Source organism: Enterobacter sp. BIGb0383, assembly GCF_003751845.1.
Lineage (GTDB): Bacteria > Pseudomonadota > Gammaproteobacteria > Enterobacterales > Enterobacteriaceae > BIGb0383.
On the sequence record NZ_RJKQ01000001.1, the window covers coordinates 92,444 to 107,319 of the forward strand.

The 14,876-nt window shown below is 56.8% G+C and carries 16 protein-coding genes; 8 read left to right on the forward strand and 8 right to left on the reverse strand.

The genetic code is table 11. From position 1 onward, the window contains the following. Positions 1-29: 29 nt before the first annotated feature. Both EDF81_RS00490 and gapA read right to left on the reverse strand, forming a co-directional pair. Entirely contained in the window at positions 30-914 is an 885-nt protein-coding gene (locus EDF81_RS00490) for a D-hexose-6-phosphate mutarotase (protein WP_123345264.1), read from the reverse strand. A gap of 80 nt (positions 915-994) precedes the next feature. Further along, positions 995-1,990, reverse strand: a complete 996-nt coding sequence (gene gapA / locus EDF81_RS00495) for a glyceraldehyde-3-phosphate dehydrogenase (protein ID WP_123345266.1) — start codon at positions 1,988-1,990, stop codon at positions 995-997. Between the two features lie 341 nt (positions 1,991-2,331). Between gapA and msrB the strand changes: the two genes are divergently transcribed. Together msrB and EDF81_RS00505 are read left to right on the forward strand one after the other, a co-directional pair. Then, positions 2,332-2,745, forward strand: a complete 414-nt coding sequence (gene msrB / locus EDF81_RS00500; RefSeq protein ID WP_123345268.1) for a peptide-methionine (R)-S-oxide reductase MsrB — start codon at positions 2,332-2,334, stop codon at positions 2,743-2,745. A gap of 42 nt (positions 2,746-2,787) precedes the next feature. Further along, the gene (locus EDF81_RS00505) at positions 2,788-3,063 is read left to right on the forward strand and encodes a YeaC family protein (protein WP_123345270.1); all 276 of its coding nucleotides are present in this window, start codon (positions 2,788-2,790) and stop codon (positions 3,061-3,063) included. A 39-nt stretch (positions 3,064-3,102) separates the two neighbouring features. Here the strand turns inward: EDF81_RS00505 and pncA are convergent, their stop codons facing one another. The 3 genes from pncA to sppA are packed head-to-tail and all read right to left on the reverse strand — an operon-like array spanning position 3,103 to position 6,687. Continuing rightward, positions 3,103-3,744 (reverse strand): bifunctional nicotinamidase/pyrazinamidase, encoded by a 642-nt coding sequence (gene pncA, locus EDF81_RS00510; protein ID WP_123345271.1) that lies wholly within the window; start codon positions 3,742-3,744, stop codon positions 3,103-3,105. A gap of 10 nt (positions 3,745-3,754) precedes the next feature. Continuing rightward, positions 3,755-4,771, reverse strand: a complete 1,017-nt coding sequence (gene ansA, locus EDF81_RS00515; RefSeq protein WP_123345273.1) for an asparaginase — start codon at positions 4,769-4,771, stop codon at positions 3,755-3,757. A gap of 59 nt (positions 4,772-4,830) precedes the next feature. Next, a complete protein-coding gene (gene sppA / locus EDF81_RS00520) occupies positions 4,831-6,687 on the reverse strand; it encodes a signal peptide peptidase SppA (RefSeq protein WP_123345275.1) in 1,857 nt (618 codons plus the stop codon). A 162-nt stretch (positions 6,688-6,849) separates the two neighbouring features. Here sppA and EDF81_RS00525 point away from each other — a divergent pair, with 162 nt between their 5' ends. The 3 genes from EDF81_RS00525 (at position 6,850) to EDF81_RS00535 (ending at position 10,582) form a co-directional block, all read left to right on the forward strand. After that, the gene (locus tag EDF81_RS00525) at positions 6,850-7,401 is read left to right on the forward strand and encodes an NAD(P)H nitroreductase (protein ID WP_123345277.1); all 552 of its coding nucleotides are present in this window, start codon (positions 6,850-6,852) and stop codon (positions 7,399-7,401) included. Positions 7,402-7,578: 177 nt separating this feature from the next. Further along, a complete protein-coding gene (gene selD / locus EDF81_RS00530) occupies positions 7,579-8,622 on the forward strand; it encodes a selenide, water dikinase SelD (protein ID WP_123345279.1) in 1,044 nt (347 codons plus the stop codon). Between the two features lie 4 nt (positions 8,623-8,626). Further along, on the forward strand, positions 8,627-10,582 hold the full coding sequence (locus tag EDF81_RS00535) for a DNA topoisomerase III (protein WP_123345280.1): 1,956 nt from the start codon (positions 8,627-8,629) through the stop codon (positions 10,580-10,582). A 33-nt stretch (positions 10,583-10,615) separates the two neighbouring features. Here the strand turns inward: EDF81_RS00535 and gdhA are convergent, their stop codons facing one another. After that, positions 10,616-11,959, reverse strand: a complete 1,344-nt coding sequence (gene gdhA, locus EDF81_RS00540) for an NADP-specific glutamate dehydrogenase (RefSeq protein ID WP_123345282.1) — start codon at positions 11,957-11,959, stop codon at positions 10,616-10,618. A 308-nt stretch (positions 11,960-12,267) separates the two neighbouring features. On the opposite strand from gdhA, the gene EDF81_RS00545 reads away from it, so the two are divergent. From EDF81_RS00545 to EDF81_RS00555, 3 genes are all read left to right on the forward strand, one after another. Next, positions 12,268-12,600: a hypothetical protein gene (locus EDF81_RS00545; RefSeq protein ID WP_148049890.1), complete on the forward strand. Its 333-nt coding sequence runs from the start codon at positions 12,268-12,270 to the stop codon at positions 12,598-12,600. 22 nt (positions 12,601-12,622) lie between these two features. Then, entirely contained in the window at positions 12,623-13,168 is a 546-nt protein-coding gene (locus EDF81_RS00550) for a hypothetical protein (RefSeq protein WP_148049891.1), read from the forward strand. Between the two features lie 72 nt (positions 13,169-13,240). Then, on the forward strand, positions 13,241-13,498 hold the full coding sequence (locus EDF81_RS00555) for a DUF1496 domain-containing protein (RefSeq protein WP_404851461.1): 258 nt from the start codon (positions 13,241-13,243) through the stop codon (positions 13,496-13,498). Here EDF81_RS00555 and EDF81_RS00560 read toward each other — a convergent pair. Both EDF81_RS00560 and xthA read right to left on the reverse strand, forming a co-directional pair. After that, positions 13,464-13,871 carry a pyrimidine (deoxy)nucleoside triphosphate diphosphatase gene (locus tag EDF81_RS00560; protein WP_123347631.1) on the reverse strand — a complete coding sequence of 136 codons (408 nt, stop codon included), beginning with the start codon at positions 13,869-13,871 and terminating at the stop codon, positions 13,464-13,466. The two genes, EDF81_RS00555 and EDF81_RS00560, sit on opposite strands and share 35 nt — an antisense overlap. Positions 13,872-13,873: 2 nt before the next feature. After that, the gene (gene xthA / locus EDF81_RS00565) at positions 13,874-14,680 is read right to left on the reverse strand and encodes an exodeoxyribonuclease III (RefSeq protein WP_123345289.1); all 807 of its coding nucleotides are present in this window, start codon (positions 14,678-14,680) and stop codon (positions 13,874-13,876) included. Positions 14,681-14,876: the final 196 nt, after the last annotated feature.

Here is a 14,876-nt window from a genome sequence, read left to right on the forward strand (position 1 = left end):
ACCCTGAACGGGTGAGGGCGGGCAGAGGATCAGCGTTTAGCGACGCGGATCGTCTGGGCCAGGCGTGACGGCTTGTCAGCGCTGGTTTTCTGCGGTGCGGTTGCGCAGGCGGATTCGACGCAGACGAAGGTTTTATACCCGTCGTCCGGCATATCGGTCATGCTTGCCGACAGCGCCGGGCCCGGGTTCCAGCCCACGACGTTAATATGGTGGTGGTGGATCACCTCGATTTTACGCTGCAGGGCGCTATCGTGGATCACGCTGCAGGCTTCCGGGTTCAGATAGACGCGGTCGGTGCGGTCCGGGAAGGTCTGCACGCCGTCAGCCAGCACATCTTCCTTCGCGTTATTCACCTTATCAATCAGGCGATCGCCGAGGCCGCTGACTTTTACCGCCTGAATATCACCGACGTTAAAGTAGGTATGCAGCGCGGAGGTCGTTTCAAACTCGCCGTGGGCTTCCAGCTCGATTTCACAGGTTTTGCCGAGCTTAAAGCGGGCATACAGGGTGAAGTCGTGCGGCCAGAATTTCTGTGACGCCTCGCTGCTCAGCAGTTCAAAGGTCAGCACCACGCCGTTATCATCTTCGTTATGGGCTTTCAGGGACCAGGTCAGGTTACGGGCAAAACCGTGCGCGGGCAGACCCTGTTGAGCGGCCGGGCCAAACCACGGCCAGCAGATCGGTACGCCGCCGCGCAGGGCGACGCCGTCTTTAAACGGGGTGTTGCCGCTCAGCCACAGTACTTCCTCTTCCCCGGCCGGTTTCCACGAGAGCAGATGTGCGCCCTGAAGGGCAACGGATGCCTTAACCTGCGGATGTTCAACCACGATCACGTCCAGTTCGTCCATCTGGCGCCGGGAAAGTACGGGCGTAAGCTGTTCGACGACCGGAAGTGCAAAAATTTTATTAATCATTATGCAATCCTCTGTCTCTACAAATGTTTAAAAAAAAAGAGCGACCGGAGTCGCTCTTTTTGAATCGGTGTTCATCTCAATTATTTAGAGATGTGAGCGACCAGATCCAGAACCTTGTTGGAGTAGCCAGTTTCGTTGTCGTACCAGGAAACCAGTTTCACAAAGTGATCGTTCAGTGCGATACCTGCTTTAGCATCGAACACGGAAGTGCAGATTTCGCCGTTGAAGTCGGTAGAAACAACGTCGTCTTCGGTGTAACCCAGAACGCCTTTCATCGGGCCTTCAGAAGCCGCTTTGATTGCTTTCTTGATTTCTTCGTAGGACGCTGCTTTTTCCAGACGAACGGTCAGGTCAACAACGGATACGTTCGGAGTCGGAACGCGGAACGCCATACCGGTGATTTTGCCGTTCAGTTCTGGCAGTACAACACCTACTGCTTTAGCGGCACCAGTAGAAGACGGGATGATGTTCTGAGCTGCGCCGCGGCCGCCGCGCCAGTCTTTGTGAGACGGGCCATCAACGGTTTTCTGAGTAGCGGTAGTTGCGTGAACGGTGGTCATCAGGCCTTCGATGATACCGAAGTTGTCATTGATAACTTTCGCCAGCGGTGCCAGACAGTTGGTGGTGCAGGATGCGTTGGAAACGATGTCCTGGCCAGCATATTTCTCGAAGTTAGCGCCTTTAACGAACATCGGCGTGTTGTCTTTGGACGGGCCAGTCAGAACAACTTTCTTCGCGCCTGCAGTGATGTGTTTACGTGCAGTTTCGTCGGTCAGGAAGATACCGGTCGCTTCAGCAACAACGTCAACACCGATTTCGTTCCACTTCAGGTTAGCCGGATCTTTCTCAGCGGTGACACGGATGGTTTTACCGTTAACAACCAGGTGGCCGTCTTTCACTTCTACGGTGCCTTTGAAACGACCGTGAGTGGAGTCATATTTCAGCATGTAAGCCATGTACTCTGCGTCTAACAGATCGTTGATACCAACGATTTCGATGTCAGAACGTTCCTGAGCAGCACGGAAAACAATGCGACCGATACGGCCAAAACCGTTGATACCTACTTTGATAGTCATATATTCCACCAGCTATTTGTTAGTGAATAAAAGGTTGCCTGTAAAATTACAAAAACCTTACGCAGCGTCAAGCGGAATCGTGTCAATCATTGCGACAAATCAATCCTCTGTCTAACCTTTGCACGACTGACTCGCCTCACTATTCCATTGGGCTATCCGCGACATGGGGGCTGCGCCCGGAATTTTAAAGACTGGCTGAGATTAAATTGTGAACCAGATCACAATTAACCGGCTGCCTTTTTGCGACTACTAAGTTTAGAACAAAAGTTAGCACGGCACTGTTAAAAATTTGTTAGAATCCCGCCTGATATGTGAGTGTATAAAACGCGAGATGTGAGCATATGGCTAATCAATCTTCCCCCGATGAGTTGAAAAAAAACCTCAGCGAAATGCAGTTTTACGTCACCCAGAACAAAGGGACAGAACCCCCGTTTACCGGGCGTTTGCTGCATAACAAGCGCGATGGCGTCTACCACTGCCTGGTGTGCGATGCGGCGCTGTTTAACGCCCAGAGCAAGTACGACTCTGGCTGCGGCTGGCCGAGCTTCTACGAGCCGGTCAGCGATGACGCTATTCGTTACATTAATGACTACACGCATGGGATGCAGCGGGTCGAAATCCGTTGCAGCAATTGCGATGCGCATCTGGGGCATGTTTTCCCGGACGGTCCTCAGCCGACAGGGGAGCGCTACTGCGTGAATTCGGCGTCGATGAGCTTTACCGATGACGACAACGGCGAGCAGGTTAAAGGCTGAAGAAACGATTCAGCAAATTATTCCACAGGAGCGGCTGACACCATGAGTCTTGAGAGCCTGATCGAAGGGATGACAGAGGACGTTTATCAGCGTCTGGCAACGGCGGTTGAGCTGGGTAAATGGCCCGACGGCGTCGCGCTGACGGCGGAACAAAAAGAGAACTGTCTGCAGCTGGTGATGCTCTGGCAGGCGCGCAATAACACCGATGCCCAGCATATGACCATCGACACTCAGGGTCAGATGGTGATGAAGAGTAAGCAGCAGCTGAAAGAAGAGTTTGGCATTGTGGCGAAGCCGATCGCCACCTTCAAATCCTGACGGCACAGGTCCTCTTCAGATGAAGAGGACCTGCACAGATTACGCCTGGGTTTCCACCCAGTCGGCCAGGGTATAGAGCGTTGCTCCGGCGGCGGACATCGCCATAAAGGCGCTGGTGCTATCGCCAGGCTGGATATTAACCCCGCGACAGCCGTCGGTAATCACGTTCACCTGATAGCCAAGCTTAAGCGCGTCCAGCACGGTAAACTTCACGCAGTAGTCAGTGGCCAGACCGAGCACGATCAGCTCGTTCACCTGCTGTGCTTTCAGCCAGCCGTCAAGGGCCGTTTGCTGGCGCTGGCCGTTATCGAAGAACGCGCTGTAGCTGTCGATTGCCGGGTTCTCGCCTTTGTGGACGATAAAATCGATCCCTGACGTTTCCAGAAGAGGGTGTAGCTCAGCGCCTTCGCTGTGCTGCACGCAGTGATCGGGCCAGAAGGTTTGCGCCAGGCCGTCAAGTTCGCCCTGGCTAAAAGGGGGAACCGCGTGCTGGCTGGCAAAACTGCCGTGGTTAGCCGGGTGCCAGTCCTGGGTTGCCACCACCGGCTCGCCGCGTGCGGCACACCAGCGGATCAGCGTATTCGCCACCTCAACGGTACTGTCGCCTTCGGCGACCGCCAGCGCGCCACCGGCGCAGAAATCATTCTGTAAATCGACCAGCAGCAGCGCACGCTGTTTCATCCTCTTCTCCTTACTCGTCCGGGGTCAGTTCGCCGCGCAGGTTAGATACCATCGCCTGGCGCATGGCGTCGATATCCAGATCCTGGCTTAAGAGATAGTGCAGTTTGGTCAGGGTGGCTTCAACGGTCATATCAGACCCGCCTATCACGCCCGCATGAGCCAGCGCATTGCCCGTCGCATAGCCGCCCATATTGACCTTGCCGGACATACACTGGGTCAGGTTGATCACCAGGATCCCGCGCTGGCTGGCTTCCTGCAATTCCTTAAGGAACTCGGTATTTTGCGGCGCGTTGCCGACGCCATAGGAGCGGAGAATAAGCGCTTTCACCGGCTGGCGCAGGAAGTTGCGTACCACGTCGGCAGAAATGCCCGGATAGATGGTCACCACGCCGATAGGCTGCGGGGTGATGGGATGCACAATCAGCTCGCCTTCGCCGTGCGGGGCGGGCGGCGTACCCAGTTTGCGAATATGGATCCCGGCTTCCAGCAGCGGGGCCAGATTGGGTGACGCAAAGGCGTCGAAACCGTCGGCGTGGGCCTTGGTGGTACGGTTACCGCGGAACAGCCGATTATTGAAGAACAGCGCCACTTCGTTGATAGGGTAATTCGCCGCGACATAGAGCGCATTGAGCAAATTGATCTGTCCGTCGGAGCGCAGCTCGGCCAGGGGGATTTGTGACCCTGTCACAATTACCGGTTTGCCCAGATTCTCCAGCATAAACGAGAGCGCCGAGGCGGTAAACGCCATGGTATCGGTGCCGTGAAGGATCACAAAGCCGTCGTAGTTATCGTAATTGGCTTTAATATCGTCGGCGATATGCTGCCAGTCTTCCGGCGTCATATCCGAGGAGTCCATCAGCGGATCGTACTCATGGATAGTGAAGTCCGGCATCTCCGGACGGTGGAATTCAGGCATCAGCGCCAGCTGACGCTGCAGATGGCCGGAGACCGGGATATAGCCGTGTTCAGAACGCTGCATCCCGATGGTGCCGCCGGTGTAGGCCACGTAGATCGATTTCTTTTGCATGGTAACTATCAGTCAGACATCAATGAAAAAAATCCCCTCCGGTGTGGAGGGGAGAGAAGTTAGCGAATATTGGCGCAGGTCAGACAGAATGCATAGCGATTTTGCGGGTCGTTAAAGGCCGCCAGCTTGTCGCTTTCCGCCTTCACCACCGTGGCGGCTTCCGCCAGCGGTGCCGGGAGCCAGGCCTGCATCGCCTGCGGAAGCATGGCGCGAACCGTGGAGCCGGTCATGCTGTCCAGTACGCGATCCAGGAAGGTAGGCTCGTCCTGGTAGCCGACAAGATGCCACTGCTTCAGCTTCGCCAGCTCTGCGGCTTTCTTCACCGCATCATCGAAGTCGCCGAGGCTATCGACCAGGCCGTTATTTTTCGCATCCAGCCCGGTCCAGACGTGGCCCTGAGCAATTTTATCTACCTGCTCTGGGGTGCTCTTACGGGCATCCGCCACCAGGCCGATAAAGCGTTTGTAGCCGTTCTCAATGCTCAGCTGCATCATCTGCTGTACTTCCGGCGGCAGAGCTTTGGTGACGGAGATATCCGCCAGCGGCGAAGTGGCCACCCCGTCCGTATTCACCCCGATAGAGCCGAGAGTATTCTCCAGGGTATTGATCACCCCGAAAATGCCGATGGAGCCGGTGAGCGTACTGGCGTTGGCGATAATGTAATTTGCCGGGGTGGAGATCCAGTACCCGCCTGAGGCCGCCATACCGCCCATTGACACCACAACCGGCTTATTCGCCGCTTTGGCAGCGGCCAGTTCGGCGCGGATCATCTCGGAGGCGCTGACGCTGCCGCCCGGGCTGTTAACGCGCAGCACAATCGCTTTCACCTGCGGGTCGAGACGCGCCTCGCGGATCTGCGCGGCGGAGGTATCGCCCCCAACGTTGCCCGGGGTCTCTTCGCCGTCCATGATGGCACCGTTAGCGAAGATGACGGCGATGCCGCTACCCAGTTCCGCCGGGGCCTTCAGGGCGTAATCGTAGTAGCTGATGGCGCTGTAGTCGTTATCCTGCTTGCTCCAGCCAAACTGCTTGCTCAGCGCTTTCTCAACCTGCGCATGGCTGGCCAGTTCGTCGACCAGCTTGTTGTCCAGCGCGTAGCGGGCCGTATCGCCATCGACTTTACTCAGGCCTTCAAGCATTGCCTGCGCGCCCGGGAACACCTGCTGAGCCGGGATCTGCCGGTTGGCTGCAATGGCTGTGAGATAGTTCTGCCACAGCTCGCCGATCCAGCGGCTGTCCGCTTCGCGGGCGGCGGGAGACATATCGTCACGGATAAACGGCTCAACGGCGGATTTATAGGTGCCGACGCGGAACACGTGGGTCGTGACCTTCAGCTTATCCAGCAGCGATTTATAGTAGAGACCGTTGGTAGCGAAACCGTGCAGATCGACCACACCCTGCGGTGAGAGCCAGATTTTATTGGCGAAGCTGGCGAGGTAGTACTGGCTCTGGCTGTAGTTGTCGCCGACCGCATAGACCGGCTTGCCGCCGTCGCGGAATTCGCGCAGCGCCTTGCCGATATACTGCATCGAGGGCTGATCGGCCCCGACAAAGTTCTTCAGATCCAGCACGATGCCGGTGATGTTGCTATCGTTCTTCGCCTGGCGGATCGTGTTCACGATATCGAACAGGGCATTTTCCTGCAGGCGATCGGAGCTGGAGCCGAGCAGCTGACGGCCAAGTACGCCCAGCTTGCTGCTGCTGGAGGGCTTGTCGACCACCACGCCGCTAATATCCAGCAGCAGGGCGCCCCGGGTGCTGTGCTCGGTCTGGCCCGTGGACGTCTGCATCCAGATACCGACGCCAACCAGCACCAGAAAAATAAAGAACAAATTCAGCACCATCTCGCGAACGAAATTAAGCAGGCGCCATGTCCATTTAAAGAATCCGGCAATAAATCGCCAAAGGGTTCGCATGTATTCTCCCTGAAACTGTATGGGTATCGTCAACCTGGACGAAATCGTGAAGCTATCCTAAATATACCGCGACGCCTTGTCAGCAGGAATCGCCGCTAAGGCTGTAACAAAATCCCAGCCCGTGTTAATTTCGTGGGCAAATTGAATAACAGGAGTTAACAAATGGACGCACTTGAACTGCTGGTGAATCGCCGCAGCGCCTCCCGTCTTGCCGAGCCTGCCCCGGCGGGCGAACAGCTGGAGAATATCCTCCAGGCCGGCATGCGCACGCCGGATCACGGCACGCTCCAGCCCTGGCATTTCTGGGTGATTGAAGGTGAAGGCCGGGAGCGCTTTAGCGAGCTGCTCTCCCGCGGAGCCGTTGAGAGCGGTCAGGATGAGAAAGCCATTGATAAAGCGCGTAATGCGCCGTTCCGTGCGCCGATGATCATTGCCGTAGTGGCGAAGATTGTTGATAACCCGAAAGTCCCCGCCTGGGAGCAGGAGATGTCCGCGGGTTGTGCGGTGATGGCGATGCAAATGGCCGCCGTGGCCCAGGGCTTCAACGGGATCTGGCGTACCGGACCGCTCACGGAAAGTGAGGGGGTTCGTGCGGGCCTGCAGTGCCGCGAGCAGGATAAAATCGTCGGATTCCTCTATCTCGGTACGCCCCAGCTGAAAGCCTCCACCACCGTCAGCGTGCCCGACAGTTCGCCGTTCGTTTCGCATTTCTGATTACGTCTGTCCGCGGCCCCGATCGCTGAATCAGGGCCGTTTTGCGTTTGTCGACGAAAAAGGGCGAGCAATCGCGCAGTTACTGAGCAAAGACGCTGGATTTAAGACACTATGACTTACCACCCGGCAGCGTCGGCGGTAACATAGCCGCCCGGATTGCAATGACAGGAGATGTCCATGAGCGAGCACGCTATTCGTTTAACGCAATACAGCCACGGAGCCGGTTGCGGTTGTAAAATTTCCCCCAAAGTGCTGGAGACCATCCTGCACAGCGATCAGGCGAAGTTTATCGACCCGAACCTGCTTGTCGGCAATGAAACCCGCGACGACGCAGCCGTTTACGATCTGGGTAACGGCACTTCGGTTATCAGCACCACCGACTTCTTTATGCCGATAGTCGACAGCCCCTTTGATTTTGGCCGTATTGCCGCGACCAACGCCATCAGCGATATCTTTGCGATGGGCGGTAAGCCGATTATGGCGATTGCGATTCTCGGCTGGCCGATCAACACCCTGGCCCCGGAAATCGCCCGTGAGGTGATCGAGGGCGGGCGTTTTGCCTGTCGTCAGGCCGGTATAGCGCTGGCGGGCGGGCACTCTATCGATGCCCCGGAGCCGATTTTCGGCCTGGCGGTGACCGGCGTGGTGCCGACCGAGCGGGTGAAGCGCAACAGTACCGCTGAGGCCGGGTGCAAACTGTTCCTCAGCAAACCGCTGGGCATTGGCGTCCTGACCACCGCCGAGAAAAAATCGCTGCTCAAACCCGAGCATCAGGGCCTGGCAACGGAAGTGATGTGCCAGATGAATCTGGCCGGTGCCGTTTTCGCCGAACTGGAGGGCGTCAAAGCCATGACCGACGTCACCGGCTTTGGCCTGCTGGGGCATCTGAGCGAAATGTGCCAGGGCGCGGGCGTGCAGGCCCGTGTCTGCTTCGACGACGTCCCTAAGCTGCCGGGGGTGGAAGCGTATATTGCGCTCGGCGCGGTGCCGGGGGGAACCCAGCGTAACTTCGCCAGCTACGGCCATCTGATGGGCGATATGCCGGACGCGGTGCGCAATCTGCTGTGCGATCCGCAAACCTCCGGCGGCCTGCTGCTGGCCGTCTCGCCGGAATCCGAAGACGCCGTTATGGCAGCAGCCGAAGGTGCAGGCGTCACGCTCACCGCCATCGGTGAACTGGTTGAAGCCCGTGCAGGTCGACCGATGATTGAGATTAGTTAAGTCGATGCGGCTGTTTATTGCGGAAAAACCCAGCCTGGCCCGTGCCATTGCCGATGTGCTGCCCAAGCCGCACCGTCGCGGCGACGGCTATATTGAGTGCGGAAACGGCCAGGTGGTGACCTGGTGTATCGGGCACCTGCTTGAGCAGGCCCAGCCCGATGCCTATGACAGCCGCTATGCCCGCTGGAACCTGATGGATCTGCCCATTGTCCCGGAGAAGTGGCAGCTCCAGCCGCGTCCGTCGGTCGCTAAACAGCTCAACGTGATTAAACGTCTGCTGGGCGAGGCCTCGGAAGTGGTCCATGCAGGTGACCCGGATCGTGAAGGTCAGTTGCTGGTGGATGAGGTGATCGACTACCTACAGCTGCCTGTGGAAAAACGCCAGCAGATGCAGCGCTGCCTGATTAACGACCTCAATCCTCAGGCCGTGGAGCGGGCGATCGATCGCCTGCGTCCTAACAACGATTTTATTCCGCTCTGCGTGTCGGCGCTGGCGCGTGCCCGGGCCGACTGGCTCTACGGGATCAATATGACCCGTGCGTACACCTTATTGGGGCGCAACGCAGGCTATCAGGGCGTGCTGTCGGTCGGGCGCGTGCAGACCCCTGTGCTGGGGATGGTGGTGCGTCGCGACGAAGAGATCGAGAACTTCGTCGCCAAAGACTTCTTCGACGTGAAAGCGCATATCGTGACGCCTGCGGACGAGCGTTTTGTCGCCCTCTGGCAGCCGAGCGAAGCCTGTGAGCCTTATCAGGACGAAGAGGGGCGGTTACTGCATCGTCCTCTCGCCGACCATGTCGTAAACCGTATCGCCGGCCAGCCTGCGATGGTGACGGCCTATAATGACAAGCGTGATTCGGAAACGGCTCCGCTGCCGTTTTCCCTCTCCACGCTGCAGATTGAAGCGGCAAAACGTTACGGTTTTAGCGCCCAGAACGTGCTGGATATCTGCCAGAAGCTGTATGAAACCCATAAACTTATCACCTATCCGCGTTCCGACAGTCGCTATCTGCCGGAAGAACACTTCGCCGGGCGTCATGCGGTGCTGAACGCGATTGGTGTTCATGCGGCATCGTTGCTGCCGCAGCCGGTGGTGGATCCGGAAATCCGCAACCGCTGCTGGGATGATAAAAAAGTCGATGCCCACCACGCCATTATTCCGACGGCGCGTAGCGCAAAGGTGAATCTGACCGATAACGAAGCAAAAGTGTATGAGCTGGTGGCCCGTCAGTATCTAATGCAGTTCTGTCCGGACGCGGTCTTCCGCAAATGCCAGATAGATCTGGAAATCGCCAACGGGCGCTTTATTGCCAAAGCGCGTTTTCTGGCCGAAGCGGGCTGGCGAGCGCTGCTGGGCAGCAAGGAGCGTGACGAAGACAACGACGGTACGCCGCTGCCTGTTGTTGCCAAAGGCGATGAATTGCTGTGCGAGAAAGGTGAAGTGGTGGAGCGACAGACTCAGCCGCCGCGTCATTTTACCGATGCCACCCTGCTGTCGGCGATGACCGGTATTGCCCGCTTTGTGCAGGACAAAGAGCTGAAAAAAATCCTCCGAGCCACCGATGGACTCGGGACGGAAGCGACCCGCGCCGGGATTATCGAACTGCTGTTTAAGCGCGGTTTTCTGACCAAAAAAGGACGTTATATTCACTCCTGCGACGCCGGGCGGGCGTTAATCCATTCCCTGCCGGAAATGGCGGCGCGGCCGGATATGACGGCCCACTGGGAGTCGGTGCTGACACAAATCAGCGAGAAACAGTCCCGCTATCAGGACTTTATGCAGCCGCTGGTGGGCACGCTGCATGAACTTATCCAGATGGCGCGCAGTACGCCCGTCCGTCAGTTCCGTGGTCTTGTTGCGCCGGGCGGCGGTGACAAGAAAAAACCGTTTAAAGGGAAAAGCCGGGCGAAAAAAAGCCCGCCGTCTCCGGCAGGCGATGAGGCGACACCTTCCCTGTAAACCGGGCTGCGCGCTGCAGCCCGGCTCGGAAGATTAAATTACGCCCTGGGCCAGCATCGCGTCGGCAACTTTGACAAAGCCCGCGATGTTCGCGCCGCGTACATAGTGGGTCTGTTTGTCTTCGCCGCCGTACTCCACGCAGGCCTGGTGAATATCCCGCATAATATGCTGCAGTCGGGCATCCACTTTTTCCGCATTCCAGCTCAGACGCGCTGCGTTCTGCGCCATCTCCAGCCCGGACGTTGCTACGCCACCGGCGTTAGCCGCTTTACCCGGCGCGAAGAGCACGCCCGCATCGAGGAACAGATCCGTTGCGGCGATGGTGGTTGGCATATTTGCGCCTTCGGCGACGGCTTTAACACCGTTGGCAATCAGCGTTTGCGCCGCGTCAACGTCCAGCTCGTTCTGCGTGGCGCAGGGAAGGGCGATATCTACCGGCACCGACCAGGGCTGCTGACCTTCAAGATACGTCAGACCGAATTCGCGGGCATAGTCCGCCACGCGGCCATCGCGGCTCTCTTTAATCGCGGTCAGACGCGCCAGTTTTTCGGTCGTAAAGCCACTCTCATCCACGACCGTACCGGCGGAGTCAGAGGCGGTAATCACGCGCGCACCAAAGGCCATCGCTTTCTCAATGGCGAACTGGGCAACGTTACCGGAGCCGGACACCGCCACTTTCAGACCTTCAAAACTCAGGCCGTGGCGCTTAAGCATCGCCTCGGTGAAATAGACCAGGCCATAGCCGGTCGCTTCCGGACGGATCAGACTGCCGCCAAACGACAGGCCTTTACCGGTAAAGACGCAGGCGCTGTTATTAGAGAGTTTTCTCATCATCCCGGCCATAAAGCCGACTTCGCGTCCGCCCACGCCGATATCGCCCGCGGGAACGTCAGTATCCGGGCCGAGATGGCGATAGAGTTCGGTCATCAGAGACTGGCAGAAGCGCATAATTTCGCCTTCGCTTTTGCCCTTGGGATCGAAATCGCTGCCGCCTTTGCCGCCGCCCATAGGCAGGGTGGTCAGCGCATTTTTAAAGGTCTGCTCGAAGCCGAGGAATTTCAGGATCGACAGATTCACCGACGGATGGAAACGCATTCCGCCCTTATAAGGTCCGATGGCGGAGTTAAACTGCACGCGCCAGGCGCGGTTAACCTGTACCTGATTGCGGTCATCGACCCACACCACGCGGAACTGGATCACGCGCTCGGGTTCGACCAGTCGCTCAAGCAGGGACATCTGCCGGTAACGGGGGTTCTCTTCAAGGAACGGCCACAGGGTGCTCATCACCTCGCGTACCGCCTGCGCAAACTCGCTCTGGTGCGGGTCGCGCTGTTGAACATGGTTTAGAAATGATTCCAGGGAGGCAGTTTGGTCCATAACTATAAGCGTCTCGTATGATGTTGGATGTGTTTTTATGATGAATGCGTCGCTTTTTTGCGCGCTTTTTCGACTATAACACTGGCAAGGTGGCGTAAGGCAAGGAAAAATCCGCCAGAAAGGAAAATTCATTATCCGGGCGGATTTATAACTAAAACAGATGATGTGGGATTGGTTTACCCTGTCGTATATGCGCAAGCTGGCAGGTTTAGTAGGCTGAAGGCGATGCCGTTCGGTGTACTATGCCTTCTTCCTGCAGCGGGTTTTGCAGAAAACTAAAAAAAAACAATGAGGACGCAAAGGTTATTTTGGATATCTATTTTGATTTCTTTACCGATGCAGGTTCATCTGCCGCAAAAGAGAAAGTAGCGCGGCGAGTTAAAAAATTATTAGACGTGCAATATGGCGATTGCAATATCGGTTGTCGGGGGGATATGAGGTTTCTTGTCAGAGCCGAAGCCCGCGAATGGCCAGCCGCCGTGGTGGAGATAATTGCCTATGCTCAGACCCTCGGCAGGCAGTGGATCATTACGGGAGCAATCCATGATGAGCTGGATTTATGGAGTAATCATGCGACGATTGTTGGGATTACCTCAATTGGAATAGTCGCCGTAAGCGGCGATTTTAAGCCAATATGTTAAATACAAGAGAAGGGCGTTGCCGTTGAAAGCACTATCCGGGCAGGTGTGGGTGCTCCAGCCTGTCAGACTGGCGCTGGAGGAGGGATTTATGCAGGGCGTTTTACCTCATAGCCGCTGTGATGACTGTTTTGAATTTATCGACGACCTGAAAATGGCAATGAGGCTTTCCGTGGAGCAAAATCCGCACGAGGCATTTGCGGTCTGGGAAGATGCAATCGGTAATGCCGTCGCTGAATTCAGCCTTGACCCGCATTTTGATGAAGCCTTTGCCTCTCTGGGTGATATTGAGGAGAGATACACGGCGGCGCATTATCAAAAAACGCTGGCGTACCGTAAAAAGAGAGTCAGGCACTGCGCCTCTGAATTTGATGACTTTTACTTTTCCGTGGCCGGCGAGGCCTGGTACCAGTTAATGCAGGTGTCTCTCCAGCGCTATATCCTCGGGAACAGGCCCGAGACCTTTCTGGAGAGGCTCTATCATGCGTATGCAACCGGTGGTTATCCCTGCGGACTTAAAAAAACGGGTAAACTCGTGGTCTTTCACCCTGATCTTCTGCTAAGAAATTAAAGGCCAGGCCTGCAATGACCGTTATAGTTAACATCAGGAATGATTCAGGAGAGTAAGCGTATGTACCGGATTATGATTGCGGGGTTACTGGCGGTGCTGTCCGTCGGGGTGCAGGCCAATCGTCAGCCCAATGTTGAGGTTAATGTGCCGCCGGAAGTGTTTAACTCCGGCGGCCAGACAACGCAGCCTTGCCAGCAGTGCTGTATCTATCAGAATCAGAACTACTCTGAAGGTGCGGTCATCAAGATGGAAGGTATTCTGCTGCAGTGCCAGCGCGATCCGAACGTGATGGGGACTAATCCGCTGATGTGGCGTCGGGTAACGACATAAAGGCTTCCAGCAGCGGAATGTCGGCGGGGGCCAGCGGGTAGTCTAACGCCTCCTGTGGCGTGCACCAGACCAGGGCGCTGTGCTCGTGGTTGACCGGGGTGCCGTCGAAATCGCTGACCCGCCAGGCGTGGAGACGGATAACCCTTCCCGACACCTCGCGCTCGCAGCTGGCCACGTAACGCCCGGGCCGGGCATCAATGCCCAGCTCCTCGCGCAGTTCGCGGGCCAGGGCCAGAGGCTGGGTTTCTCCGGCCTCTACTTTTCCACCAGCGAACTCCCACAGGCCGGGTTGATCCGCATGGGCTGGCCGCTGCGCCAGCAGGATCAGCCCGTTGCGTTCAATAATCGCGGCGACGACGTCGATTATCTTCAGGCTCACAGCTTAAAGCTGGCCCATACCGGCGCGTGATCCGACGGTTTTTCCATGGCGCGGATATCATAATCGATACCGGTTTCGATGCAGCGCTCTGCCAATGGCGGACTGGCCAGCAGCAGGTCGATACGCAGGCCGCGGTTATCATCAAACCCTTTAGAACGGTAGTCAAACCAGGAGAAACGGTCCGTGGATCCCGGGTTCGCCGCGCGGAAGGTATCCACCAGGCCCCAGTTCATCAGGCGATCCATCCACTCACGCTCTTCAGGCAGGAAGGAGCACTTACCGGTGCGCAGCCAGCGCTTGCGGTTCTCTTCGCCAATCCCGATATCCAAATCCGTGGCGCTGATGTTCATATCGCCCATGATCAGCACCGGATTATCCCGCTTCAGCTCATTTTGCAGATAGTTTTGCAGGTTCTGATAGAACAGCTCTTTCGCCGGGAATTTCAGCGGATGGTCGCGGCTCTCGCCCTGCGGGAAGTAGCCGTTAATCACGGTGATATTGCCCTGGGGGGACGGAATTTCGGCCATGATAATGCGGCGTTGGGCTTCCTCGCCATCGTCCGGGAAACCGCGACGCACGGAAACAGGCGTCGCTTTGGTCAGCAGCGCCACGCCGTAGTGGCCTTTCTGGCCGTGATAGAACACGTTGTAACCGAGCTTCGCGACGTCCTCTAGCGGGAACATATCGTCATGCACTTTGGTTTCCTGCAGGCCGATCACGTCAGGCTGGTGCTTCTCGACAATCGCCTCCAGCTGATGAGGACGGGCGCGCAGGCCGTTGATATTAAAAGAGACGAATTTCATGGTCGCTTCCACATTGCAGGTGAATAGTGCAGGGATGGTAGCAGAAATTGCGCCGGATGGCTGTTGCTGCACTGTTATGTGGCGTTACGCGCCGTCATGGTGCGCTTTTTGCCGTTAAATCCCGCGAGCGATCACAACTCCAGAATTATATTTTATCAATGAATAACCTTTCTCTTATTTGCCCTGTAAATCACGT